This is a genomic window from Pseudovibrio sp. W64 (assembly GCF_001623145.1).
Taxonomy (GTDB): domain Bacteria; phylum Pseudomonadota; class Alphaproteobacteria; order Rhizobiales; family Stappiaceae; genus Pseudovibrio.
The window spans coordinates 116089-138876 of the sequence record NZ_LMCI01000034.1; the positions used below are offsets into that span (position 1 = coordinate 116089).

General features: G+C 50.7%; 25 protein-coding genes, 1 tRNA gene and 1 riboswitch. Of the genes, 18 read left to right on the plus strand and 8 right to left on the minus strand.

Annotation, left to right across the window (positions count from 1 at the left end; all coding sequences use genetic code 11):
* Positions 1-5: 5 nt before the first annotated feature.
* From PsW64_RS15035 to PsW64_RS15070, 8 genes are all read left to right on the plus strand, one after another.
* The gene (locus tag PsW64_RS15035; protein ID WP_063292670.1) at positions 6-2402 is read left to right on the plus strand and encodes a patatin-like protein; all 2397 of its coding nucleotides are present in this window, start codon (positions 6-8) and stop codon (positions 2400-2402) included.
* A gap of 53 nt (positions 2403-2455) precedes the next feature.
* Positions 2456-2836 carry a fluoride efflux transporter CrcB gene (crcB, locus tag PsW64_RS15040; RefSeq protein ID WP_063289470.1) on the plus strand — a complete coding sequence of 127 codons (381 nt, stop codon included), beginning with the start codon at positions 2456-2458 and terminating at the stop codon, positions 2834-2836.
* Between the two features lie 180 nt (positions 2837-3016).
* Positions 3017-4066 carry an RluA family pseudouridine synthase gene (locus tag PsW64_RS15045; protein ID WP_063292669.1) on the plus strand — a complete coding sequence of 350 codons (1050 nt, stop codon included), beginning with the start codon at positions 3017-3019 and terminating at the stop codon, positions 4064-4066.
* 28 nt (positions 4067-4094) lie between these two features.
* On the plus strand, positions 4095-4775 hold the full coding sequence (locus PsW64_RS15050; RefSeq protein WP_057463411.1) for an HAD-IA family hydrolase: 681 nt from the start codon (positions 4095-4097) through the stop codon (positions 4773-4775).
* Positions 4775-5569, plus strand: coding sequence for an ATP12 family chaperone protein (locus PsW64_RS15055; protein ID WP_063304108.1), 795 nt, complete (start codon positions 4775-4777; stop codon positions 5567-5569). Before PsW64_RS15050 ends, PsW64_RS15055 begins: the two co-directional genes overlap by 1 nt.
* Positions 5570-5821: 252 nt before the next feature.
* Positions 5822-6307, plus strand: a complete 486-nt coding sequence (bfr, locus tag PsW64_RS15060) for a bacterioferritin (protein WP_057463409.1) — start codon at positions 5822-5824, stop codon at positions 6305-6307.
* Between the two features lie 235 nt (positions 6308-6542).
* Positions 6543-7028: a bacterioferritin gene (gene bfr, locus PsW64_RS15065; protein WP_063304109.1), complete on the plus strand. Its 486-nt coding sequence runs from the start codon at positions 6543-6545 to the stop codon at positions 7026-7028.
* Between the two features lie 174 nt (positions 7029-7202).
* On the plus strand, positions 7203-8735 hold the full coding sequence (locus tag PsW64_RS15070) for an acyl-CoA carboxylase subunit beta (protein WP_057463407.1): 1533 nt from the start codon (positions 7203-7205) through the stop codon (positions 8733-8735).
* Positions 8736-8834: 99 nt separating this feature from the next.
* Here PsW64_RS15070 and PsW64_RS15075 read toward each other — a convergent pair whose 3' ends face one another.
* The 6 genes from PsW64_RS15075 to folB all read right to left on the minus strand — a co-directional run bounded on the left by PsW64_RS15075 (position 8835) and on the right by folB (position 11659).
* Positions 8835-9134 (minus strand): hypothetical protein, encoded by a 300-nt coding sequence (locus PsW64_RS15075; RefSeq protein ID WP_063292666.1) that lies wholly within the window; start codon positions 9132-9134, stop codon positions 8835-8837.
* A 121-nt stretch (positions 9135-9255) separates the two neighbouring features.
* Entirely contained in the window at positions 9256-9546 is a 291-nt protein-coding gene (locus PsW64_RS15080) for a hypothetical protein (protein ID WP_057463405.1), read from the minus strand.
* Positions 9547-9661: 115 nt separating this feature from the next.
* Positions 9662-9952 (minus strand): hypothetical protein, encoded by a 291-nt coding sequence (locus PsW64_RS15085; RefSeq protein WP_057463404.1) that lies wholly within the window; start codon positions 9950-9952, stop codon positions 9662-9664.
* Positions 9953-10503: 551 nt separating this feature from the next.
* A complete protein-coding gene (locus tag PsW64_RS15090; protein ID WP_152986707.1) occupies positions 10504-10824 on the minus strand; it encodes a hypothetical protein in 321 nt (106 codons plus the stop codon).
* Positions 10825-10838: 14 nt separating this feature from the next.
* Positions 10839-11141, minus strand: coding sequence for a hypothetical protein (locus tag PsW64_RS15095; RefSeq protein WP_057463453.1), 303 nt, complete (start codon positions 11139-11141; stop codon positions 10839-10841).
* A gap of 137 nt (positions 11142-11278) precedes the next feature.
* Positions 11279-11659 carry a dihydroneopterin aldolase gene (gene folB / locus PsW64_RS15100; protein WP_063304110.1) on the minus strand — a complete coding sequence of 127 codons (381 nt, stop codon included), beginning with the start codon at positions 11657-11659 and terminating at the stop codon, positions 11279-11281.
* A gap of 248 nt (positions 11660-11907) precedes the next feature.
* Here folB and PsW64_RS15105 point away from each other — a divergent pair, with 248 nt between their 5' ends.
* From PsW64_RS15105 to PsW64_RS15120, 4 genes are all read left to right on the plus strand, one after another.
* Complete coding sequence (locus PsW64_RS15105; protein ID WP_057463452.1) at positions 11908-13920, plus strand: acetyl-CoA carboxylase biotin carboxylase subunit; 2013 nt, start codon at positions 11908-11910, stop codon at positions 13918-13920.
* Positions 13921-13961: 41 nt separating this feature from the next.
* A complete protein-coding gene (locus PsW64_RS15110; RefSeq protein ID WP_063304111.1) occupies positions 13962-14618 on the plus strand; it encodes an HAD hydrolase-like protein in 657 nt (218 codons plus the stop codon).
* Positions 14619-14642: 24 nt separating this feature from the next.
* Positions 14643-15065, plus strand: coding sequence for a gamma-glutamylcyclotransferase family protein (locus PsW64_RS15115; RefSeq protein WP_057463400.1), 423 nt, complete (start codon positions 14643-14645; stop codon positions 15063-15065).
* Positions 15066-15198: 133 nt separating this feature from the next.
* A riboswitch (FMN riboswitch) is annotated at positions 15199-15348 on the plus strand.
* A gap of 133 nt (positions 15349-15481) precedes the next feature.
* Complete coding sequence (locus tag PsW64_RS15120) at positions 15482-16381, plus strand: DMT family transporter (RefSeq protein WP_063304112.1); 900 nt, start codon at positions 15482-15484, stop codon at positions 16379-16381.
* A gap of 46 nt (positions 16382-16427) precedes the next feature.
* Here the strand turns inward: PsW64_RS15120 and PsW64_RS15125 are convergent, their stop codons facing one another.
* The gene (locus tag PsW64_RS15125; protein ID WP_063304113.1) at positions 16428-17693 is read right to left on the minus strand and encodes a hypothetical protein; all 1266 of its coding nucleotides are present in this window, start codon (positions 17691-17693) and stop codon (positions 16428-16430) included.
* A 161-nt stretch (positions 17694-17854) separates the two neighbouring features.
* Here PsW64_RS15125 and PsW64_RS15130 point away from each other — a divergent pair, with 161 nt between their 5' ends.
* Entirely contained in the window at positions 17855-18124 is a 270-nt protein-coding gene (locus tag PsW64_RS15130; RefSeq protein WP_057463397.1) for an acylphosphatase, read from the plus strand.
* An 18-nt stretch (positions 18125-18142) separates the two neighbouring features.
* On the opposite strand, the gene lipB is transcribed toward PsW64_RS15130, so the two are convergent.
* Positions 18143-18862, minus strand: coding sequence for a lipoyl(octanoyl) transferase LipB (gene lipB / locus PsW64_RS15135; protein WP_063304114.1), 720 nt, complete (start codon positions 18860-18862; stop codon positions 18143-18145).
* 143 nt (positions 18863-19005) lie between these two features.
* On the opposite strand from lipB, the gene PsW64_RS15140 reads away from it, so the two are divergent.
* The 5 genes from PsW64_RS15140 (at position 19006) to PsW64_RS15160 (ending at position 22694) form a co-directional block, all read left to right on the plus strand.
* A complete protein-coding gene (locus PsW64_RS15140) occupies positions 19006-19272 on the plus strand; it encodes a FliM/FliN family flagellar motor switch protein (protein WP_063289457.1) in 267 nt (88 codons plus the stop codon).
* Positions 19273-19452: 180 nt separating this feature from the next.
* A tRNA-Leu gene (locus tag PsW64_RS15145) sits at positions 19453-19539 on the plus strand.
* A 488-nt stretch (positions 19540-20027) separates the two neighbouring features.
* Positions 20028-21443, plus strand: a complete 1416-nt coding sequence (gene mgtE / locus PsW64_RS15150; RefSeq protein WP_063291738.1) for a magnesium transporter — start codon at positions 20028-20030, stop codon at positions 21441-21443.
* 18 nt (positions 21444-21461) lie between these two features.
* Positions 21462-21887 carry a VOC family protein gene (locus tag PsW64_RS15155; RefSeq protein ID WP_057463394.1) on the plus strand — a complete coding sequence of 142 codons (426 nt, stop codon included), beginning with the start codon at positions 21462-21464 and terminating at the stop codon, positions 21885-21887.
* Positions 21888-21974: 87 nt separating this feature from the next.
* Complete coding sequence (locus tag PsW64_RS15160; protein ID WP_057463393.1) at positions 21975-22694, plus strand: hypothetical protein; 720 nt, start codon at positions 21975-21977, stop codon at positions 22692-22694.
* Positions 22695-22788 lie beyond the last annotated feature (94 nt).

Consider the following 22788-nt stretch of genomic DNA (forward strand, 5'->3'; position numbering starts at 1 on the left):
CATGCATGAGGCAACTTGAGCTGAGATTGGGACTGGTGCTGTATGGCGGGGTTTCACTCGCCATCTACATGCACGGTGTCACCCGTGAACTCCTAAATCTTCAGCGTGCTTCCCATGCGTTGCATCAGTTGCGGCGGGACCGTGAGCGCGGTGTTGAGAGTGATGTCACTCTCGAAGGCTCAGCGAAATCCTACTTCGACCTTCTTGAAAGTTTTGGGCCACAGCTGGACCTGCGGGTTGTGATTGATGCAATCTCTGGCGCGTCTGCCGGAGGTGTGAATGCGATCATGCTGGCGCGGGCACTGGCGCATGATCTGCCGCTCAAGCACCATAGCGATTTATGGCTGTCGCTTGCTGATGTTGACAAGCTGGCCAATGAAACATCCGGGGTCAGCAAACATGCCAAGCGGGTGCTTGCGCCCATTCTGGATAAGCTGCTGGTTTTCCTTGGGACTGACGTTCCCCAAAACAAGGAAACACGCACCAAGCTGCGAGATTTTATCAGTTCACGATGGTTTACGCCGCCGTTCTCAGGTGAGCGCTACTCAGGATGGCTGGTGGATGCTTGCCGCGCGATGGATGAAGAGGATCGCGGGGAGACGCTGATCCCTTATGGACAGCGGTTGGAGCTGTTCGTGACACTCACGGATTTTCACGGTGTGTTGCGGCGTATTGCGTTGCATGATCCCGAGTTTATTGAGGAGTTGGATCATCGACGTATTGTAAAGTTCAATGCCATTCATCGGGTGTCCAGCGGTTTGCATAGCCAGATGAGTGCGGAGTGTATTCCTGATCTGGTCTTTGCTGCGAGAGCGACTTCTAGTTTCCCTGGAGCCTTTCCGCCTATGAGTGCTGAGGAGATGGATGGCGTTCTTGAACGTCAGGGTCTTGAGTGGAGCGGGCGTGAAGCGTTCCTAACCAACGTGCTTCATGCCAATTGCGATGAAGAAGGGGAGCGTATCTTCATTGATGGATCGTTGGTGATGAACAAGCCCTTCGAACCGCTTATTGGTTCCATTGCACAACGACCTGCAGCTCGCGAAGTGGTGCGTCGTTTACTATATCTGGATCCGTTGCCCTTCTCGCACCGTGATGTGCCAGCTGAGCCAGAGCCTCCGGGCTTCTTCAAAAGCATTTTCGCATCGTTAGCTCACATTCCGCGTAATGAACCGATTGGTGATGAACTGCAGGAGATTGAGCAAATCAACATGAAGGTGCGGCGGATTCAGGAAGTGGCTGAAGCTGCATTGCCGATGGTCCGCCATGAAGTGCAGCTGTTGCTTGAAAAGCATGGCAGCCTGCCAGAGACCGAGGGTGACTTTTCAGTTGTGCGGCAAGGGTCTGAGCTGGCAGCGATGGAGCAATCTGGTTTTGCCAATGCCGGTTATCTTCAGCTTCGTTTGGGGCATCTGGCCCACCGGGTTGTCTTGTTGATTTCCGAACTTTCCGGCACGCAGCAAGAGGGGTGCGTTGAAAAGGGCGAGGAGGTTGCTCTCTGGTCCTGGGAAAGCGTGGAAGAAGTGGTGGTGAATGCGCTAACCTTCTCCAAAGAAGAGGAGGGGGAAGCGCAGCGGGATCAGGCTAAGATACTTCGTGAGCTGAAGAGCCTTGATGTTGACTATCGCATTCGGCAGTTGCGGTTTTTGATCGAGCAGATCAACAAGTTCTATCACCATGAAGAGATTGCTGGGTCTGTTGAGTTTGCGCGCCATCTGGATGTGTTTAAGCGTGAACTTTATGGGCAGATTGCCAACTTGCGGAGCCGTTGGTCCGAGGAGTTTTATGGCACAGAGACCATCTACCTTGCGACGCTGCTGAAGGAAGTATCGCCGCAATTGGAGACAGTGCGCAAAGTGCTTGGGGTTCTCAGCCTTCGTATGGGGCTTGCCGACCTTGATAAACTGACAGATTCCATTGTGTTTGAGGGAGTTGGCAAGCTGGGTGATCTGAAGGCGGCGCAAGGTATTCTTGAAGGCTATATCGGCTTTCCGTTCTTCGACACCAGTATGTTTCCGGTTCAGCAGGCGCTTGATGCTTTTGAACTTCGTAAGATTGAGGTGGGGCGCATCAGTCCAAAAGATGCGCAATTGCTTTGTCCCGGTGGCGTTGATTTGAAAGGCGCGCAATTGCAGATGTTTGGTGCCTTCTTCAACCGCGGATGGCGCGAGCATGATTATCTGTGGGGACGGCTCAACGCTGCAGAGCGGCTGGTGCGGTTACTGCGGGATGTTTATCATCAGTGCCACGGGTCGGCACAGCGGATTGCTCCTGGTGATGATATGAACCTGCGCGCGATATTCCTTGACATTCTGGATGAGGAAGAAGCGCATCTGGAAGATCATGAAGAGTTGGTGGAAGCTTGTCGTGAGAAGGTTGATGAGGTCTTCTCTAAGGGATGTTAGTTACTGTGCAATTTGTGCAAGACATGCCATTCAAAATCCGATAGGGAGAATGCATGAAAAATCTCATCCTGATAGCACTTGGTGGAGGGGCAGGAGCGGTTTGTCGACATCTGGTTTCAATGGCCGGACTTCGTCTTCTAGGCCCTTCATTTCCGTGGGGCACTGTCACCGTAAACATTCTTGGTTCATTGCTGATGGGGATCTTTGTTGAGGTTCTTGCTCAGCGACTGAATGCTTCTTCTGAGCTGCGTTATCTGATCGCGACGGGTTTTCTTGGCGGTTTCACTACCTTCTCAACCTTCTCGCTGGATGTCGCTGTGTTGTGGGAACGCGGAGAACCTATTGCAACCGCCGCTTATGTGTTGGTCTCGCTTGTTCTTTCCGTTTCAGCCTTGTTTGCAGGTCTTTATCTCACACGGCAGGTTCTCGCCTAATTTGCAAGTTGCCCGCAAAAACTCATAGAAACTTGATGGTTTTTCGTTTTTAGGGGCTGAATCTGCGTGAAAGACTTGCATGTTTTGCCTTCAGCTGCCAAATGAGCGCCAACGGATTTATTAGGAACGGCTGGCGCACCCTTCGTGCTGCCGCCGCGTTAGAAGTCAGGACCTTCACCCATGAGTGGCTCCCAGAACAAAGCAGCGCCGCAAAACAACGGTGGCAGCCCAGTTAAAATTGAGATGCGCCGCGTTGATGCCGACGAAGCAGGCATGCGTCTTGATCGCTGGTTTAAAGAAAACTTCCCGGAACTTGGCTTTGGCCGTTTGCAGAAACTGCTGCGCACTAAGCAGGTTCGAGTTGATGGCAAACGTGCCGAAAGCTCTACCCGATTGGAAAAGGGGCAAGAAGTCCGCATTCCACCGCTCGGTGTTGAGCTGGCTGCTGATGACCGCAAGAATGCCAGACCTCGTCCGCGCAAGTTGGTTGACAGTGACCGTGAAGCCATTGAGCAGATGATGCTCTTTGAAGATGCGCATGTGATGGTACTGAATAAACCTGCTGGCCTTGCTGTGCAGGGTGGCTCAGGTTTGACGCGTCACGTGGATGGTATGCTTGACGCCTTCACCAACCAGAAGGGTGATAAGCCGCGTCTGGTGCACCGTCTTGACCGTGAGACCTCCGGTATTTTGCTGGTTGCGAAGACCCGCCGTGCAGCTCAGGAGCTGACAAAGGCATTTCGTCATCGCAACACGCGTAAAATCTACTGGGCGATGGTTGCTGGCGTACCAAAGCCGCGTCAGGGTCGTATCTCGACCTATCTGGCGCGTGATGAAGGTGAAGAGCGCATGCGTGTTGCCCGTCATGGTGATGATGAAGCACAGCACGCAGTCAGCCTTTACAATGTGGTTGAACAGTCCGGTCAGAAGCTTTCCTGGGTATCACTGAAGCCTGTAACAGGCCGTACGCACCAGCTGCGTGCCCATGCCGCGCATATTGGTTGCCCTATCGTCGGTGATCCAAAGTACTTCAATATCAAGAACTGGGAGCTGCCCGGTGGCATCCAGAACAAGCTGCACTTGCTAGCTCGTCGGATTATGATTCCGCATCCGTCAGGTAATGGTGTGATTGATGTTTCTGCTCCGCTGCCATCGCATATGCAGCAAACCTGGAACTTGCTTGGTATGGATGTGAAGGACTATGATCCGGATATCAATGAACCAGAATAAGTAATAGCAAAGTTACGGGCTGATCTTCATGTATCTCATTGTGTTTGATTGCGACGGCACGCTTGCGGATAGCCAAGACAATATCATGATTGGTTTTACTGCAGCGTATCGGTTTGTCGATCTGCCTATGCCATCGCGAGATGAAATTCTTGCAACGGTTGGTCTGACACTGGATGTGGCGTTTGAGCAATTGCTGGGGCGGAATGACCCGGACTTGATTGAGCAGATGGTCAAGGGATACCAGCAGATCGTTTGGGAAATGCGTTCCAAAGGGCGTGATTATGATCCTCTTTATGAGGGGGCGATTGACGCTTTGCGAGAGTTGGATAGCCGGGAGGATGTGCTTCTTGGTATCGCAACAGGCAAGCATTCCCGCGGTATGAAACACCTGATCAGCTTGCATGAGCTGGAAGGGCTTTTTACCACCATGCAGACAGCAGATGTTGCACCCTCCAAGCCGAATCCAGGTATGATTTTTCAGGCGATGAGCGAAACTGGTGTTGATCTGGAAAACACGATTATGATTGGTGACACGACTTTTGATATGCACATGGCGCGCAATGCAGGTGTGAAATCTGTCGGAGTTACATGGGGTTATCACAGCGCTGAAGATGTGAAGAGCGCTGGAGCCACCTATGTTATCAATCAGTTTAAGGAACTCATTCCGGTGCTTAGTGAGCACTTCAAATGGAATAAGGAAGTTGCATAATGCGTGACATTTTTGAGCAGATTGCAGATGACATTGCAAAAGGGCCTGTTGATGCTGTTCAGGCTGCACGTGAGCACACCAAACGGAACTTGCCGAAACGCTTTTACGAGCGCGTGAGCGTTGAGCTGAAAGATGACGTCTTCGCTGTTCTGTTGGATGGACGCTCCATTAAAACACCCGGTCGCAATGCGCTGGTGTTTAAGGATGAAGTGATTGCTGAAGGCGTGGCTGCCGAATGGGAGCTGCAGGAAGAAGAGATTGATCCGGCGACGATGCCGCTGACGCGCATTGCCCATTCTGCGATTGATGCCGTTGAAGACAAGTTTGCGGAAGTTGCAGACGAGATCACACGGTATGCCGGAAATGATCATTTGTGTTACCGCGCAGCTTCCCCTGCAGAACTGGTCACACGTCAGAAAAATCAGTGGGACCCAGTCTTGGATTGGGCTGAGACGTTGTTTGCTGGTCGCTTCAAACTCGTTGAAGGGATTATGCATGTCGCGCAAGATGAGGCGGTGACAACAGCCTATCGCGCGCAATTGAGCAAGTATGATGCGCTTCAGTTGACTGCGATCCATACTGTGACGTCCATTAGCGGTTCTGCTTTGCTGGCGCTTGCGCTGGCTGAAAAAGCCTTTGAGGCGGATGTTGTCTGGTCTGCAGCTCATGTTGATGAAGATTGGAACATTGAGCAGTGGGGGCAGGATGAAGAGGCTGCTCGTATTCGTCGTTTCAAAAACGACGAGTTCAACGCAGCAGTGCTTATTCTCGTTGGAGCACCAGAAGAAAGCTAAGGCTTATTCTTTGCGAAGTTGTCTTAAGGCGCGGCTTTTGGCTGCGCTTTTTTGTTGGTGTTGTGGCTTCTCCTGATATCGTAGAAAGAAATCAATAGTTTGTAGTATGTGGGCAAGTGAATTTCATTTGCCGTGTTACCATCGAATCTGTTGAACTATGCACTCTTGCTGCACATATGAGTTCAGGGCTTTCGTAATAATGAAAACATCGCCAAATACTGCCCTAATCAAGAATATTGAGGAATTCCGCCGATGAAACATAATGAGAAAGTTATTGAGCGGCTTAACGAAGCTCTGAAACTGGAGCTTGGTGCCGTCAACCAGTACTGGTTGCATTACCGCCTGCTGGATGACTGGGGTTTTGGAAAGTTGGCGCAGAAAGAGCGCGAAGAATCCGTTGAAGAGATGCAACATGCCGACAAGCTGATTGAGCGCATTCTCTTCCTTGGTGGTCATCCAAACTTGCAGACTGTTGGCGCTTTGAAGATCGGCACCAATCTTAAGGAAGTTTTGGAAGCGGATCTTGCTGGTGAACATGAAGCTCGCACCTCTTATAAGAAGAGTCGTGAGATTTGTGATGCTGAAGGTGATTACGTCACCATGAAGCTGTTTGATGATCTACTGGCTGATGAAGAAGGTCACATTGACTTCCTTGAAACTCAGCTGGATCTCCTCGAGAAGATTGGTGAACAGCACTACGGCGCGTTGAATGCAAACTCGGCTGATACTGGCGAATAAGTTCGCCTAACCGTTTGTTTTGATTAGAAAGAGCTGTCCTCTTGGGTAGCTCTTTTTTGTTGGGTTAAAGTTGTTTGTTTCAGACTAGCGCTTCATTAGGAACGATAGGGGATTTGGGTTGGCGGTGGATTAGGCTGATCTATGTTTACTGGATCAAAGCTCGTTTTAGGGTCGGTTCAAAACGAGTTGTGTTTCACCTGCATTCCCTAAGGAGCAGTGCTTGCACTGAGAACTCATGAGAGCAAAAGACGGTGTCATTGAACGTTTGAACAAAGCCATTTCCATGGAACTTGGAGCTGTCAATCAATACTGGGTGCATTTCAGACTTCTTGAAGATTGGGGTTATACCAAACTCGCAAAGAAAGAGCGGGCTGAATCGATTGAAGAAATGCATCATGCGGATCGGTTGGTGGAAAGAGTTGTCTTTTTGGAAGGGCATCCAAACCTGCAGCATATCGCGCCCTTACGTATCGGTTCCTCAGTGAAGGAAGTGCTGGAAGCTGATCTGGCAGGGGAGCGTGAAGCAATTGCGTATTACAGCGAATCTCGTGTGTTCTGTGAGCAGCAAGGTGACTTCGTGACAATGGCTCTTTTTGACAGTTTACTGGCAGATGAAGAAGGCCATTGTGATTTCCTTGAGACTCAATTGGAGCTTCTTGAGAAAATAGGCGAAGAAAAATATGGATTGCTCAATGCTGGCAGTGCTGATGAGGCAGAGTGAGTTTTAGCTGTCAAAGCATCAAATAATGCTTGGTTTCCCAAGGGTTATTGGTTGTTGGGTTGAGGTAGTAATCAGTTGCATTGCATGAGGCTTCTCAATCCAACGGCTTACTAGTTTTTGTGCGTAGGGGCGTGCTAGGAGATAACTCAGTTAGATTGGGAGCTGAGATATCTGATGAAGGAAGTTCTAGCTGAATTAGAAAAAAGACGTGATGAAGCGCGGCTTGGTGGGGGACAGCGCCGAATTGATGCGCAGCACAAACGCGGAAAACTCACCGCACGAGAGCGCATTGAAATTCTGCTAGATGAAGGTTCCTTCGAAGAATTCGATATGTTCAAGCAGCACCGCTGTACCGAGTTTGGTATGGAGGAAACGCACTTCCCGGGGGATGGTGTTGTCGCTGGTTGGGGAACCATCAACGGCCGTACCGTTTACCTCTTCTCGAAAGACTTCACTGTGTTTGGCGGATCGCTGTCTGAGACACACGCCGAGAAGATCATGAAGATCCAGGATATGGCGCTGCAGAATCGTGCACCGATCATCGGGATCTTTGATGCAGGTGGTGCTCGTATTCAGGAAGGTGTTGCTGCGCTCGGTGGATACGGTGAAGTGTTCTGGCGTAACATTCAGGCATCTGGTGTTATTCCGCAGATTTCTGTGATTATGGGTCCATGTGCTGGTGGTGATGTGTATTCACCTGCCATGACCGACTTCATCTTTATGGTGCGCGATACCTCCTACATGTTTGTCACTGGTCCTGATGTTGTGAAAACAGTGACCAATGAGACTGTGACGGCTGAGGAACTGGGCGGCGCGAGCATTCACACGACCAAATCTTCCATCGCCGATGGTGCGTTTGACAATGATGTGGAAGCGTTGCTACAGATTCGTCGTTTGGTGGATTACCTGCCGATGAACAATCAGGCTCCGCTACCTGAACTTTCCGTTTATGATGATCCATCTCGTTTGGATGAGAGCCTCAATACGCTGGTTCCGGATAATCCGAACAAACCGTATGATATGCGGGAACTGATCCTGAAGACTGTCGATGAGCAGGACTTCTTTGAGATTCAGGAAAGCTTTGCCGGAAACATTATCACTGGCTTTGGCCGAGTCGAAGGGCGCACAGTTGGTATTGTCGCCAACCAGCCAATGGTTCTTGCGGGTGTTCTGGACAGTGATGCAAGCCGGAAGGCTGCGCGTTTTGTTCGTTTCTGTGACTGCTTCAACATTCCGCTGGTAACCTTCGTGGATGTTCCGGGCTTTTTGCCAGGGACTGCGCAGGAATATGGTGGGTTGATCAAGCATGGCGCAAAGCTGCTGTTTGCTTATGGTGAAGCGACTGTTCCGAAAATCACAGTGATCACGCGTAAAGCTTATGGCGGCGCGTATGATGTGATGAGCTCCAAGCATATTCGTGGTGATATGAATTATGCATGGCCATCTGCTGAGATTGCTGTGATGGGTGCAAAGGGTGCTGTTGAGATCCTCTATCGCAACGAGCTGGGTGATTCCGAGAAGATTGCTGAGCGCACCAAGGATTATGAAGATCGGTTTGCGAACCCATTTGTTGCCGCGGAGCGTGGCTACATTGATGAGGTGATCATGCCGCAGTCTACACGGATGCGCATTTCGAGAGCACTTGCGATGTTGCGGACCAAGAACCAGCAGATGCCTTGGCGCAAACACGACAACATCCCGCTCTAAGAATTGTTGTCTGATCGAACGAAACATAAAAAAACCCGGCTTTCACACGAAGGCCGGGTTTTTTGATGGGAAGGGGACTAACTTGGGGCGAGTTAGGTCTTATCTTTCGTCGTTTTCGACCACGCAGGTGTAACCAATGAGGGAGTGGTTGGAGTCTTTTGTCACAACGTAGGCGCGCTGTGTTTCTTCGCTTGGGCTACAGTAAGAGCCATTTGCTACGTAACGGTCATAAAGGCCAGGACCTGTGGAGAGAACGATCGCACCTTTTTCTTGCACCAGAGACTTTACCTGAGACCCTGTGAGGTCAGTTGTATTGGTGCGTGGAGCGTTCATAGCCTGAGCAACAGAAGCAACAGAGACAAGGCTGAGGACGGAAAGGGTCAGAGCGATCTTTTTCATTTGTTTAGCTTTCGGTTTCTTAATTCTTATGGGAAATGGGGGAGGGAAAGACTAGGAGGCAAAGCCTTTCCCTGGGACGTGATGATGGGGGACGTGCGTCTAACTTGGGGCGAGTTAGATTTTAGTTGTTTTTGTTGTCAACCACGCAGGTGTAACCAATAAGGGAATGGTTGGAGTCTTTGGTCACGACATAGGCGCGCTCTGTTTCTTCATGTGTTGCGCAGTAGGAAGCGTTTGCAACGTAGCGGTCGTAAAGACCTGGGCCGGTTGCGAGAACGATTGCACCTTTGTCCTGTACGAGTGATTTTGCCTGAGAGGCAGTCAGGTCACCGGTATTCACCAGAGCAGCCTGAGCGATGGAAGCAGCAGATACGAGGCCGAGTACGGATAGGGTCAGAGCGATCTTTTTCATTGGTCTTACTTTCAATTTTAATTTGTATCATTTGGGGAGGGAAAGGCTGGGGAGGAACAGTCTTTCCCTAAGAGGTTGATGGGGGAAGCTCTCTAACTTGAGGCGGATTAGAGGCTTAGTTATCTCTGTTTTCGACGACGCAGGTGTAACCGATGAGGGAGCTATTGGAGTCTTTGGTTACGACGTAAGCGCGCTGAGTTTCTTCGTGTGAAGCACAGTAAGAAGCGTTTGCAACGTAGCGGTCGTAAAGACCTGGGCCAGTTGCGAGAACAATTGCACCTTTGTCCTGTACAAGTGATTTTGCCTGGGAGGCAGTCAGGTCACCGGTGTTTACCAGAGCAGCCTGAGCGATAGAAGCAGCAGATACGAGGCCAAGTACGGATAGGGTCAGAGCGATCTTTTTCATTTGTTTTACTTTCAGTTCTAGTCATTTTCAGAGCGAAAGACCGGGAGGAGCAGTCTTTCTGATGGGGTTTTGCCGATGTTGGTTGTTACTTCGGCGTGTCTTTTCAATTTAGACTGATACAAGGCAACTCCGTGCCGCCTTATATCTTGTGTTTTGTAGTTATCTTGTTTTTCTTCAAGCTTATTTTTGTTGTATGATTTGTTTTTTGATGTTTGTGGTTTGTTGTTGTTCGTTGATGATTGTATGTTTACTGGAAATTTTTGAGTAAGATGTGTTTTGGAACACAAAATTTTCTTTTCGCAACTTTGAATTTAAGCCGGTAACGAACTCGTGTCTTCGTGTTCTTGGGGATTACTTGCCTGTCTGTGATCAAGCTCACACTTTTGCTTGATGGTGGTGCAGAAAGGAGTTCTCAACCGCCTGTCGGTCATGCCGAACGGGCAAGGTGAGTTTCGCAGGATGTGGATGAAGGATTCGAATGTGGGTAACTGCAGCTGCGTTTTATGGTGCAACTGCAGTGTATTTGCGTGAAACGTGGATCTTCAAAGGGCTCAGTCGAAGATATCGGAGCCGAATGGTCCTTCGCCGCTGTTGTAACCCGGCTCACATGAATAGCCGATGAAGCAGCGCTTCTGGTCTTTTGTGGGGACCCAGCGGCTCATCAAGCGTTCGTAAGGCTGGCAGAACTGAAGGCCCGCGACGAAACGGTCGTAGGTACGAACGCCAGTGCTTAATACAATGCCGCCAGCACGCTGTACGACGGAGCGGGCTTCAAGACAGGACATTTGTCGTGTATCAGGACGTGCGTGCGCCGCGGTGGAAACTATGAGAGGCAGAGTGCTCGAAAGAACGAGTAATGTTGATATCCGCATAGTCTCCTCCCTTATTACTGGTTCTGCCGTGTGCGTGGTGAGCAGCGATAACCGATCTGGCAGGAGTTGTTGTCTTTGGTCTGGGTCCACTCTCTGCGAAGCACTTCGTTGTGCAGGCAATACCTGATGTTACTCACAAAGCGCTCATAGGTTCGCGGGCCTGTGGTCAGGACGACGCCTCCACGACTGTCGACCAGTTGCTTTGCCTGCTCGCATGTCAGGGCCCTTGCATCTGGACGTGCCTGAGCATTGGCTGAGGCTACCCACAACAGAGTTATGAGACTACTGGCAATAATGGTGGTGGAGGCACTACGCATGGGATCAGTTGCCTTACAATGCAGATGTTGATGCTGGCGTGAACGCCGCAGTTCCACATGTTTTGAAGGCAATAGCTCAAAAGTGCGAGTATCAAGGTGAGCGGTGGTTAGCCGGTTCTAAAGAAGATGCCGTTGATTTAACTTTTTGCTGCAGGGCGTGCACGTGTGACTTCTACGCCAAACCCGCCTGTATGAACCGGCACCGGGGCAGAGGGTTTATTCACTTTCACAGTGATCTGGGAGATTCGCTGATCCATCGCGAAAACGGCCTCACAAATAGCTCCGGCAAGACGTTCCAGCAGGTTGAAGCGGGAGTTGGTCACAACATCCTCGACAGTTTTTGCAAGGGTTCCGTAGCAGATGGTGTCTTCGTAATCATCTGAAACAGTTGCCTTTTCAAAATCGGCCCAACAGGTCAGATCAATTATAAAGCGTTGACCCAATTTGGCTTCTTCATCATGGAGACCATGGAATGCATAGAAAGACAGGCCTTCCAGAAAAATCTTGTTTTCATTCATTGTTTGGCTCCTGAGGACTTTCCGACTGTTGGAAAACTGTGTTGCCAGAGGTGAGAGAGAAACTCAACGCATTTTAAGAGATAATGCTCTGTATTTGGGTGAAACTCCGTCAAAACTTAGATGCTTTGTGCATCCATTGCCCCTACGAAAGTGCGATGGTTCTTCGCCCAATTGTGAGGTTGCGGAAGTGCGTAGAGATGCCTACAACCCTGCACTGTAAATAAAGAAGGTGTGTATGTGGGATGGGCATGTTTTCAAAGATTCTGATCGCAAACCGTGGGGAAATCGCTTGCCGTGTTATCAAAACGGCAAAAACGATGGGGATCAAAACGGTTGCTGTTTACTCCGATGCGGACCGAGATGCGCTTCATGTGGAGATGGCTGATGAGGCCGTTCACATTGGTGAACCGGCTGCAGCGAAATCATACCTTGTGATCGACAAGATTATTGAAGCATGTAAGCAGACCGGTGCTGAGGCTGTGCATCCAGGTTATGGCTTTCTTTCCGAACGCGCAGAATTCTGTGAGCGTTTGAAGCAGGAAGGCATTGTCTTTATCGGCCCTAATCCAAAAGCGATTGAGGTGATGGGAGATAAGATCACCTCCAAGCGATTTGCGGCTGAAGCTGATGTTTCCACTGTACCTGGATATATGGGGCTGATTGAAAGCCCTGAAGATGCCAAGCGGATTGCCTCTGAGGTTGGTTATCCCGTGATGATTAAAGCCTCCGCTGGTGGCGGCGGTAAAGGCATGCGTATTGCCTGGAATGATGAAGAGGCCATGGATGGCTTCGAGCGCGCAAAGTCTGAAGCTATCAGCTCCTTTGGCGATGATCGTATCTTCATCGAGAAGTTTATTGAGAACCCGCGCCATATTGAAATTCAGGTGCTGGGCGATAAACACGGCAATGCAGTTTATCTGGGTGAGCGCGAATGTTCCATTCAGCGTCGTAACCAGAAGGTGATTGAAGAAGCGCCGTCTCCTTTGCTGGACGAAGAAACTCGCCGCAAGATGGGCGAGCAGGCAGTCGCGCTTGCCAAGGCTGTTGACTATGACAGCGCGGGTACTGTTGAGTTTGTTGCTGGACAGGACAAGAGCTTCTTCTTTCTTGAGATGAATACCCGTCTTCAGGTGGAGCATCCAGTGACTGAACTGATCACTGGTGTGGATCTAGTTGAGCAGATGATCCGTGTTGCAGCTGGTGAAGAGCTTTCTTTGAAGCAGGATGAGGTCAAGCTGAATGGCTGGTCTGTTGAAAGCCGAATCTATGCTGAAGATCCGTACCGCAACTTCCTGCCATCCATTGGCCGCCTGACGCGCTATCGTCCACCTGTAGAAGGTGATCACGGTGCTTATGTGGTGCGTAATGATACTGGCGTGGTGGAAGGCTCTGAAATCTCCATGTTCTACGATCCGATGATCGCAAAGCTGGTGACTTATGCGCCGACCCGCGCTGAAGCGATTGAAGGCATGAGCACTGCGCTGGATGAGTTCCAGGTGGATGGCATCCAGCACAACGTGCCGTTTCTTGCATCTCTCATGAAGCATCCGCGCTGGCGGTCTGGTCAGTTGGCAACTGGCTTTATTGCTGATGAGTATCCTGATGGGTTTGAGCCAGCTACGCCTGATGCAGAGGCCCGTAATGTGTTGGCGTCTGTTGCGCTTTCCATGCACCTGATTGAGCGTGAGCGTTTGGATCACTTGCCGGGTCGCCTGCGTCCGCATCATGGCGGTGTACGCCGTGAGTGGGGTGTTTTGATCAATGGTGAGAAGCTGGATGCTGAGTTGATTGAAGGCATGGCGGCAACACCACTTGATATTGATGTGTGTGTTGAGGGTGGTGCCCGCGAACGCGTTGCGTCCTCCTGGGTTCCGGGCGATATGCTTTGGAAAGGTCACGTTGGTGATCGTGCTGTAAGTGCCCAAGTGCGGTCTGTTGAGAATGGCTACCAGCTGGACTGGCAAGGCTATTCTGTTGTTGCCAAGGTGATGACGCCTCGCAATGCTGAACTTGCAGCACTGATGCCTGAGAAGGTTGCACCTGATACATCCAACCTGTTGCTTTGCCCAATGCCGGGCCTTGTTGTTTCTCTTCATGTAGAAGAGGGGCAGGAAGTGAAAGCTGGAGAGCAGCTGGCCATTGTTGAAGCCATGAAAATGGAAAATGTGCTTCGGGCCGAACGCGATTGTGTGGTAAGCGCTATCAAGGCTGCACCGGGTGACAGTCTGGCAGTTGATGCTGTTATCATGGAATTTGAATAAGGAGTTGGTGCGAAGCCAATTCCTATGTTGAGGATTTGGCTTTGCGCACTCTGCTTTTTGATCTGGATGGAACGCTGACAGACCCTTTTGTCGGCATTGTAACGAGCGTTCAATACGCGCTTGAAAAGCTTGGCCGCGACGTTCCTCCTGCTGAAGATCTTGCCTTTGTCATCGGGCCGCCTCTCACAGAAACCTATCGCCAACTTCTGAATACGGAAGATGAAGAGCTGATCCTTGAGGGGATTCGTCTTTATCGCGAGCGCTTCACCACTGTTGGGCTTTATGAAAACGTGCGTTACGATGGGATCATTGAGCTGCTGCAGGCTGCTAAGGATCGCGGAGATCGCTTGTTTGTTTGCACATCCAAACCTTGGGTTTATGCGGAAAAGATTGTCGCGCACTTTGAGATGGATGGTTTTTTTGAGAAAACCTATGGCTGCGAGTTGGACATGACCCGTGGCAACAAGGTGGACCTTTTGGCCTATCTGTTGGAACAAGAAAATCTGGACGCCTCTCAGTGTCTTATGATTGGTGATCGCAAGCACGACATTATCGCAGCGAAGGAAAATGGCGTCCGCTCCGTTGGTGTGCTTTGGGGCTATGGCTCTGAAAGTGAGCTTGCAGATTGCGGAGCTGATATAGTGGTTGCTTCGCGTGAAGAGCTTGCCGCTCACCTTGCTGACAGTCTTGTCGCCTGACCTTCTTTGTAATGAGTTGAATTGATGCCGATTTATTTCGCTTATGGCCGCTTGATGAACCCGAAGACCATGGCAAGCCGTTGCCCGCAAGCCAAAGCGCTGGGGCCAGCTTCCATGGATGGCTATCGCTTTATTGTGACGTCTGAAGGCGTTCCTTCCATGGTGAAAGCGCCGGGGAAGCGTGTTCACGGTGTTCTGTGGGATTGCCGCATCGGGGAAGTTACAATTGTGGATGGCGCAGAGGCGCTTTTCCGCAAGGGTCTGGACAAGGTCTTTCTTCCGGTTCGAAGCGGTGGGCAGAATAAGTCTGCCATTATGTATATGAGCCGCACTGTGCGGACAGGGAAACCTCACGTAAAGGCGTGGGAAGGTGTTTTAGAAGCTGCAGAACACTGGGATTTCCCCGAGACATACCGTGAGGAACTGCGCCAGTGGGATCTGCGATAGCAGCTCTCCTGGCATCAAGTTGTGAGGCAGTATTGGGGTGACAGTCCGTTCACAAACGCGTTTTCAGTTAGACTGAAAGACAACTCGCAATTTCCTGAGAATCTGTTAGAAATCAGGTCTCCCTATGATGGGAGATAATTCTCAGGGCGGGGTGTAATTCCCTACCGGTGGTGATGGGCCTTCGAGCCATAAGTCCGCGAGCGCCTTCCATATTCAGGAAGGGTCAGCAGATCCGGTGAGAACCCGGAACCGACGGTTATAGTCCGGATGAAAGAGAATGTAGGTGAGGGGTGCTTTGAAGAGCACTGTTGGCTTGCGCGTCCTGATTCAATGAAACGTGGCTGTTGTTGGCCCTTTGGATCAGAAAGATTTCTTATGTTTATTCCGTTTTTATCTCGTGAATTTGAGGTGCGTGCATGAGCTCAACACGCAGTTCTACTCGTGCGTCCGCAGCTGTTGTGGGCGCAAGCTGGATGATTTTTGCTGGTGCTGCTTTTGCTATCACCAATTCTGCCATGCAGTATCTGACGATGGTGCAGGGATTGAGTTCTACCAGTGCAACCTTCTGGCAATACCTGATCTCGCTTATTGCGATGCTGCCAGTGATCTGGCGCATTGGTGTTGATGGATTGCATACCGAACAACTGGCGCTGCATATCTTCCGTGTCTTTCTGGCGGCGCTGGGCGTTCAGTTCTGGGTAGCCGGTTTGGCGAATGGTGTGCCAATCTGGCAGGCGATTGCGCTTTTGATGACGTCTCCGTTCTTCGTGACCATTGGAGCGGCGTTGTTCTTGCGTGAGACTGCAAGCAGGCAGCGCTGGGCGGCGACAGCTGTCGGCTTTGTGGGTGGCATGATTATTCTGAGTCCTTGGGATGATGCCTTTCAGCTGGTTGCTTTCCTGCCGATTTTCGCAGCTCTGCTGTGGGGTTCTTCTATTCTTTGTATGAAGAAGCTGGAAGAACGTGAGAGCCCGCAATCTGTTACGCTCTATCTTCTTCTACTGCTGACACCAGTTAATTTCGTCCTGGCTTTCCTGGCTCCAGGTGGTTTGGCAATGCCAGTTGGCATGAACATGTGGTGGTTGATTATTCTGGCGGGGCTTTTGGGGGCGATTGCGCAAGGCTCTTTGGCTATGGCCTATGAGAAGGTCGATGCAGCTTATCTGCAGCCGTTTGATCACCTCAAGCTGCCGCTTAATGTGCTTTGTGGATTTCTTATTTTCGGCTGGGTACCACCGGGCAACTTGTGGCTTGGAGCTGCGCTGATCATTGGCGCATCGCTCTATACTGTGCATGTAGAGCGCAAACAGAACTAATTGAAAAGCCTGGTCTAATTGCCGGGCTTTTTATTTAGGGGAACAGTTAGTTGAACCAGACCGCAAATGAACCGAAGTTTCGGCCCATTGGGCGCGTTATGGTGCGCATGAAATCTCCTTCCCAAACAGGGCCTTGTTCCACATAGTCAACGGAGTTTGGTCCGGTGATGAAGAGCACAAGGTCGAAGGTCTTTGCGGTCTCGAAGAAGGTCTTCATGTTGATCCCGCCGTCAAATACCATGGATGGAATCAGGAGCTTGCCGTTCAATACCAGTTCGGAGGCTTTGACGGCTTCCAGCCAACTGTCGATGGTCTCTTGCGTGACAGGGAGGGCTTGAAAGGGGCTGGTCTGATTGGGATTTGGCAACCATTCGTTGTCGTTATCCGTTTCTTTTTGAACCAGATCCCATGTCTCGTAGTTCAGCTGCATCACCTTCAAAAGGTTCTGGCGCGTTGCTTTTAGGCGATCAGGGTTCTCTACAGTCCAATTGATGGAATGCAGGAAGTTGATTGGAGTGGCAAAGGAACCAAAACCGCGCCCGTTGTCTGCTTTTCCCACGTCTTCTAACTGCTGACCATAGGTGGTTACAGATGCGCCGAAGACACTATGGAAGGTGAGGTCATAGGTGTTCTCATAGTCAAAGGTGAGTAGGAAATTGCCCATCGACATGAGTAGGTTAGAGTACCCCTGTAGCCACTTTGCGTCCGCCCGATCGAAGGTAATAGGAAACGTTGTTGTATCAACCTCAAGCTGAAACGGGCTTCTTCTGGAAAGGCCTGAGAGAATTGTGGCGAGGTTTTCGTGGGGTTCCACGGTTCCGCTGTTGTCTGCATCTAAGTTGATCTTCAAAAGGTCTACCGTGAGCTTTACTGATTGCTCTGATATCCCATTCAAAGTTTCATTTGCCTGTTCCAGCTGAGACACGAAGTTCTCCAGCATTTCCCTTGTCTTGTTGTAGGTAACGGGTTCTGGCGTTGGGTTTGGGGCAACCGGGATTCTGAAGACGGGGAGGATCGACCTCAGGCTTCTGTTTGGGGATGTGTTTCCAGCGCCATATTTGTATAGGTCCTGTTGAATGCCTTGGAGGGCATTGAGAAACTGCAGGGCGCCCAATGCGAGCTTTGCCTGATTGTTTGCCGGGTTCTGCTTAGTGTTGCTTACAAAAGATGCGATGCCGGTTTCATAATCAGCCGTTTCTATGATCTCGTTGAACTGACTGGTGAAATCGGTCTGAGCAAAGCTTTGGGCTGGTAGAAAAATCATGACTGCGGAGAATGAAAGAGCAGTCAGGCGGGATTTGAGAAAATTCATAAAGTCTCTCCTAAAGGGCTATCTATTAGATATAGGAGTTGATGTTTTTTTTATGGCTTGCAATCTAAGGCTGTGGCGAGGCTGGGCTGTGTTGCCAATTTCGTCCTCTGAATCGAGAAAAGTTTTATCTGTGAAGCCTTTAAGTGCATCGGGAGATACCAATGAAAACCAAACACTTTTCCATTACGGGATTGGTGCAGGGTGTTGGATATCGTGCGTGGCTTTATAAAAAGGCCGGAATGCTCGGTGTTTCCGGCTGGTGCAAGAACAATGCTGATGGATCGGTAGAGGCAGTTGTCACCGGTGATCCGGAGAAAGTGGATGCCCTGTTGATGGCTGTTCAGCAGGGGCCCGTCGGGGCACAAGTTGAAGCGGTGACACTGCTGGCGGATGCCCCTGACGAGAAGGGGTCTTTCCGCATTGAATACTAGTTATCCACTCTCAGGCTTTTAAACGAGGCCGGACGGACCAAAGGTTTCTGTGGCTCCGAAGATCTCTTCGAATTGCTCTCGCAAGATGATATCCACCTCTGGCATTGTGAGTGGAAGACCGAGATCCACAAAGCTGGTGACACCATGTTTTTGCACGCCGCAGGGGACAATGCCGGTGAAGTGCTCCAGGTCCGGGTCTACATTCAGTGAGATACCGTGGAAGGTTACCCACTTGCGCAGGCGAATGCCGATGGCGGCAATCTTATCCTCGCCGTCTTTGCCTTTTTCGGGACGCTGAACCCAGACGCCAACACGATCTTCCCGTCGTTCTCCGCGGACGTGATGCTGCCACAGGGTGTCGATGAGCCATTTTTCCAGCGCTGCGACGAAGGCGCGAACGTCTTGCTGGCGGCGCTTCAAATCGAGCATAACATAAGCAACACGTTGTCCCGGACCGTGATAAGTATACTGCCCTCCGCGGCCTGTTTCATAAACCGGGAAGCGGTCTTTGGCGATCAGGTCGACTGGATCAGCGCTTGTGCCTGCTGTGTAGAGGGGCGGGTGTTCCAAAAGCCAGACGCGTTCATTCGCTTCGCCAGCTGCGATTGCGGCAACGCGGTCTTCCATTTCCTTCTGGGCAACTTCGTAAGGTACAAGATCATCGTCGATCACCCACTCAACAGGGGGAGATCCCTCTAAGGGGAAGAAGTCTGTTTTAAGGGTTTGACGATCGGCCATGTTGTTATCCCAAAATGATCTGCGGATTTCGGTTAGTTGGTTTGCCCTAATGAGATGTAAGCGTCTACACTAAAAATAACAGGGCACCAACTCACAGAGACGAGACAGGTGCATTTTATTCCCTCAGATGGAGGCAGACAGAGATGAACAGGTTTGATGATATCTCCGTCGACATATCAGTGGTGCTGGGCAAATCTGAAATGCCAGTGCACCAGTTGTTGCGCATGGGACGAGGTGCGGTGATTGAGCTGGACACCCATGAAGCTGATGATGTTACGATTTTGGCAAACAGTACACCAGTTGCTGAAGGGCAGGTGACTGTGGTTGGCGATAAAGTTGGCATTGTCATCACAAAGGTATTGCAGCGTGCTGTGGATATGCGACCTGTAAACATGGAAGATCGCATCTGAAATATCTCGTGCAGTGGATAAGTGCCCGTCTAAAAGAGGTTTTTTCGATTTTTTTCCTCTGCGCTGTGAATTTTTGAAAAAGGGTACTTGCGCAGGTTCGAGGGGTTGGCTATATCACCGCTCACCAGCCGACGGGGCGAGGCCAGCGAGCCAAACAAACCGGAGGCAAGCCAAGGTTTTGCGGCCGTGGCGGAATTGGTAGACGCGCAGCGTTGAGGTCGCTGTGGGGTAACACCCGTGGAAGTTCGAGTCTTCTCGGCCGCACCAAAAGCCCCGAGCTCTTTATGAGCCGGGGTTTTTTGCTATCTAAGCCTCTGTTTTTTCTCAGCATAAAATTTGCATATGCCATTCCCTGAAAAGGGGAGTGTCGCTGTTTTGCGTTGCTTTGTGATTTTTTGCGCGAATTTGCGTTATTTACGTTTTTGATGCGTTCGTTGGTTGAGCGTGCGTTCTCATCTTGAGTGCGGTTGCTCAAACAGAATGCGTTTTGATGTAAATCGTGAATTCTTCGTAAAAGGATTGCACGGTCTGCGTAGGTCGCTATAAACACAAAACTGTGCATAGGGATGATGGTTCCACGTGCATTTCAATTTTCAGCAATCTCGAAGGACGATGCTCACGCCAAGCATTTGACTCTGGAACGCGTCGCGGTCATTTACATTCACGCACCGCATTCTAGCATCTTTGGTGGAGCAAATTCTTGTCGTTTGATTAAATCCAATCAAACGGAACGCGCTCTAACGTGTGGAGGTCACATGACCCAATCGGAAAATCCCGGTGCGCTTCATGCCGCGCCCCCTCCACCACATGTCAGAGATGCAAGCGGACACCTTGATACCGACTTTGTTGCACACGTTGAAGCAGCCCTTGATACGCGGGATGCGGCTGTTGTGCGTGAGCTGGCGGGTAATCTGCATGACGCGGATATGGGTGACCTGCTGGAGATGCTGCGCGAGGATGATCGCGTTCTCCTGATTCAGCTGCTGGGTGAAGAATTCGACTTTGCCGCTTTGACCGAAACTGAAGAGTCTGTGCGTGCGCAGGTTCTGGATGCTTTGCCGGATGGGGATGTTGCTGAGGGGATTGGCGAGCTTGAATCCGATGATGCTGTTTATCTGCTTGAGGACATGGAGCAGGAAGAGCAGGAGAAGATCCTTGCTCAGTTGCCCAATGTGGATCAGGTCCAGATTAAACGTGCGCTGGAGTTTCCTGAGGATACTGCTGGACGTATTGTTCAGACTGATTTTATTGCCGTGCCACCGTTCTGGACTGTGGGGCAGGTGATTGACCATCTGCGCAGTTCCCAAGATCTGCCGGACAGTTTCTATGAGCTTTACGTGGTTGACCCCGGTTTCCATCTTTTGGGTGCTGTGGCGCTGGACCGGTTGTTGCGCACGAAACGATCCAAAAAGATCTCCAAAATCATGGAGGAGACCCGTCATTCTGTTCTGGTCACGGATGATCAGGAAGATGTGGCGCGTTTGTTTGAGCGTTATAACCTTGTTTCTGTCGCGGTGACTGACGTCTCAGAACGTCTGGTCGGTATTGTGACCGTTGATGACATTGTTGACGTCATTCAGGAAGAGGCTGAGGAAGACATGCTGGCGATGGCTGGTGTGGGGGATGAGGAGATCTCAGACAGTGTGCTTGAGATTGCCAAGTCCCGTTTCTCCTGGTTGTCGGTGAATGTGTTTACCGCAATCTTTGCCGCTTTTGTCATATCGCTCTTCACGGCCACGATTGAGCGCATGGTGGCTTTGGCTGTGTTGATGCCGATTGTGGCGTCCATGGGCGGAAACTCCGGTACGCAGACCATGGCGGTGACGGTGCGCGCAATTGCGACCCAGGAATTGAACCGGCGTAACATTCTACGCGTTTTGCGACGTGAGCTGTTGGTGGGCCTTATCAACGGTGTCGGCCTCGGATTCCTGATTGGTGCTATCGCGGGGGGATGGTTCCTCAACCCAGAACTTGGGGTGGTTATTGGCAGCGCAATTCTGATTAACTCAATCTGCGCTGGTCTGTTTGGATTGCTGGTTCCTATGGGCTTAGAGAAAATTGGAGCGGATCCTGCCATTGCTTCTTCAGTTTTTGTGACCACCATAACGGACGTTGTTGGCTTCTTTACATTTTTGTTCCTGGCTGCGTGGTGGTTCGGTCTGCCATACTAGCCAATCAGGAGGTTAGGAATGGACGCCCCAGGTATTAATGGAATTGTCGAAACTGCCGTTTACGTTGATGATTTTGCCAGTGCACATGATTTTTATGGTGAGTTTTTGGGGTTGAGGCGGGTTGTTGAAGGCGAGCGCATGCATGGGTATGACGTTGGCCCCAATCAGATGCTTCTGGTCTTCAGGCGCGGTGTGTGCCGTGAGGATGTTGAAAGCCCATATGGTATGGTACCGGGGCACAGCACTGACGGCCCTTCTCATTTTGCATTTGCGATCTCCAGAAGTGCATTGATCGAGTGGCGTGAATACCTTGAAGAGAAAAAAGTTGCGATCAGCAGTGAGGTGCGATGGCCTCAAGGCGGTGTGAGCCTGTTTTTCCATGACCCGTTTGGCAATGTGGTGGAACTGGCAACACCGGGACTGTGGCCCAACTATCAGGATTAGAACGCGTCTCGCGTTTTGCGGTGTAATCTCCTTTTGCAGTTCCAGTCTTAGGATTGGCAGATGACTTTTTGTCGAAAGGCGGGAGTTATGGTTCAGGAGTGCAAGATCATAATCAGAAACCGGTCAGATCAGGCCTGTGGTTTCTATCTCTTTCAGTTGCAGCCCTCCTATGTGGTTCAGCGTGGCGTGCCTCCCGTTGTGCAGTCCTGCTGTGTTTGTTCTGGAAATATCGCGCCTTACAACGCTTCGGGACCTCAGCTTGAGTTCGCGTTTCGTGAACATGTTTTGGCTGGTGCTGTGCGTGAGAAAAGGCCGGCTGCTGGCGGTTGTCTCTATGTTTCTACGACGGGGCAGGATGAGACAGATGCCTTGGAGTTCGTCTCACAGCGCATGGTGGGGACACAAAGTTCCGCTGATCGTGTTTCTCTCAACGGCACTCATTTAACCACAAAGCCGCTGGGTTTATCCCCCTCTGCCAATGAGGCTGGTGTGACCCTCCGCAGTTTCAGGATAACGATCCCATCTGTGTCTGATGATGATTTGCTTGGGGTTTGCTGCGGGAATGCCATTCAGCATTCGGATGGGCGGGTGGTGCTTTCCAGCTTTGTACTGCCTGTTGCTGACACTCAGATTGATTGCGCGCCGCTGTTTGCTTTTTGGCTGAGTACCGGATTTTACGATGAGGGTGAAGTTGTGCCTTACAATCTCGCTGGTTCGGCGCCTGTGCTGATTGAGTTTGCTGTTGATGGGCCACAAATCGTTGTTGTTGACTACAATGCTGATGGCACGTTCTCTCCGGGAGAATAGGGTGCATTGTTGTCCGGGAACTGGAACCGCTTTCCGTGAATGTGCTTTCTTGTTCCCCTATATGTTCTTTGGGATATGCTAGGCCTTATTGAGA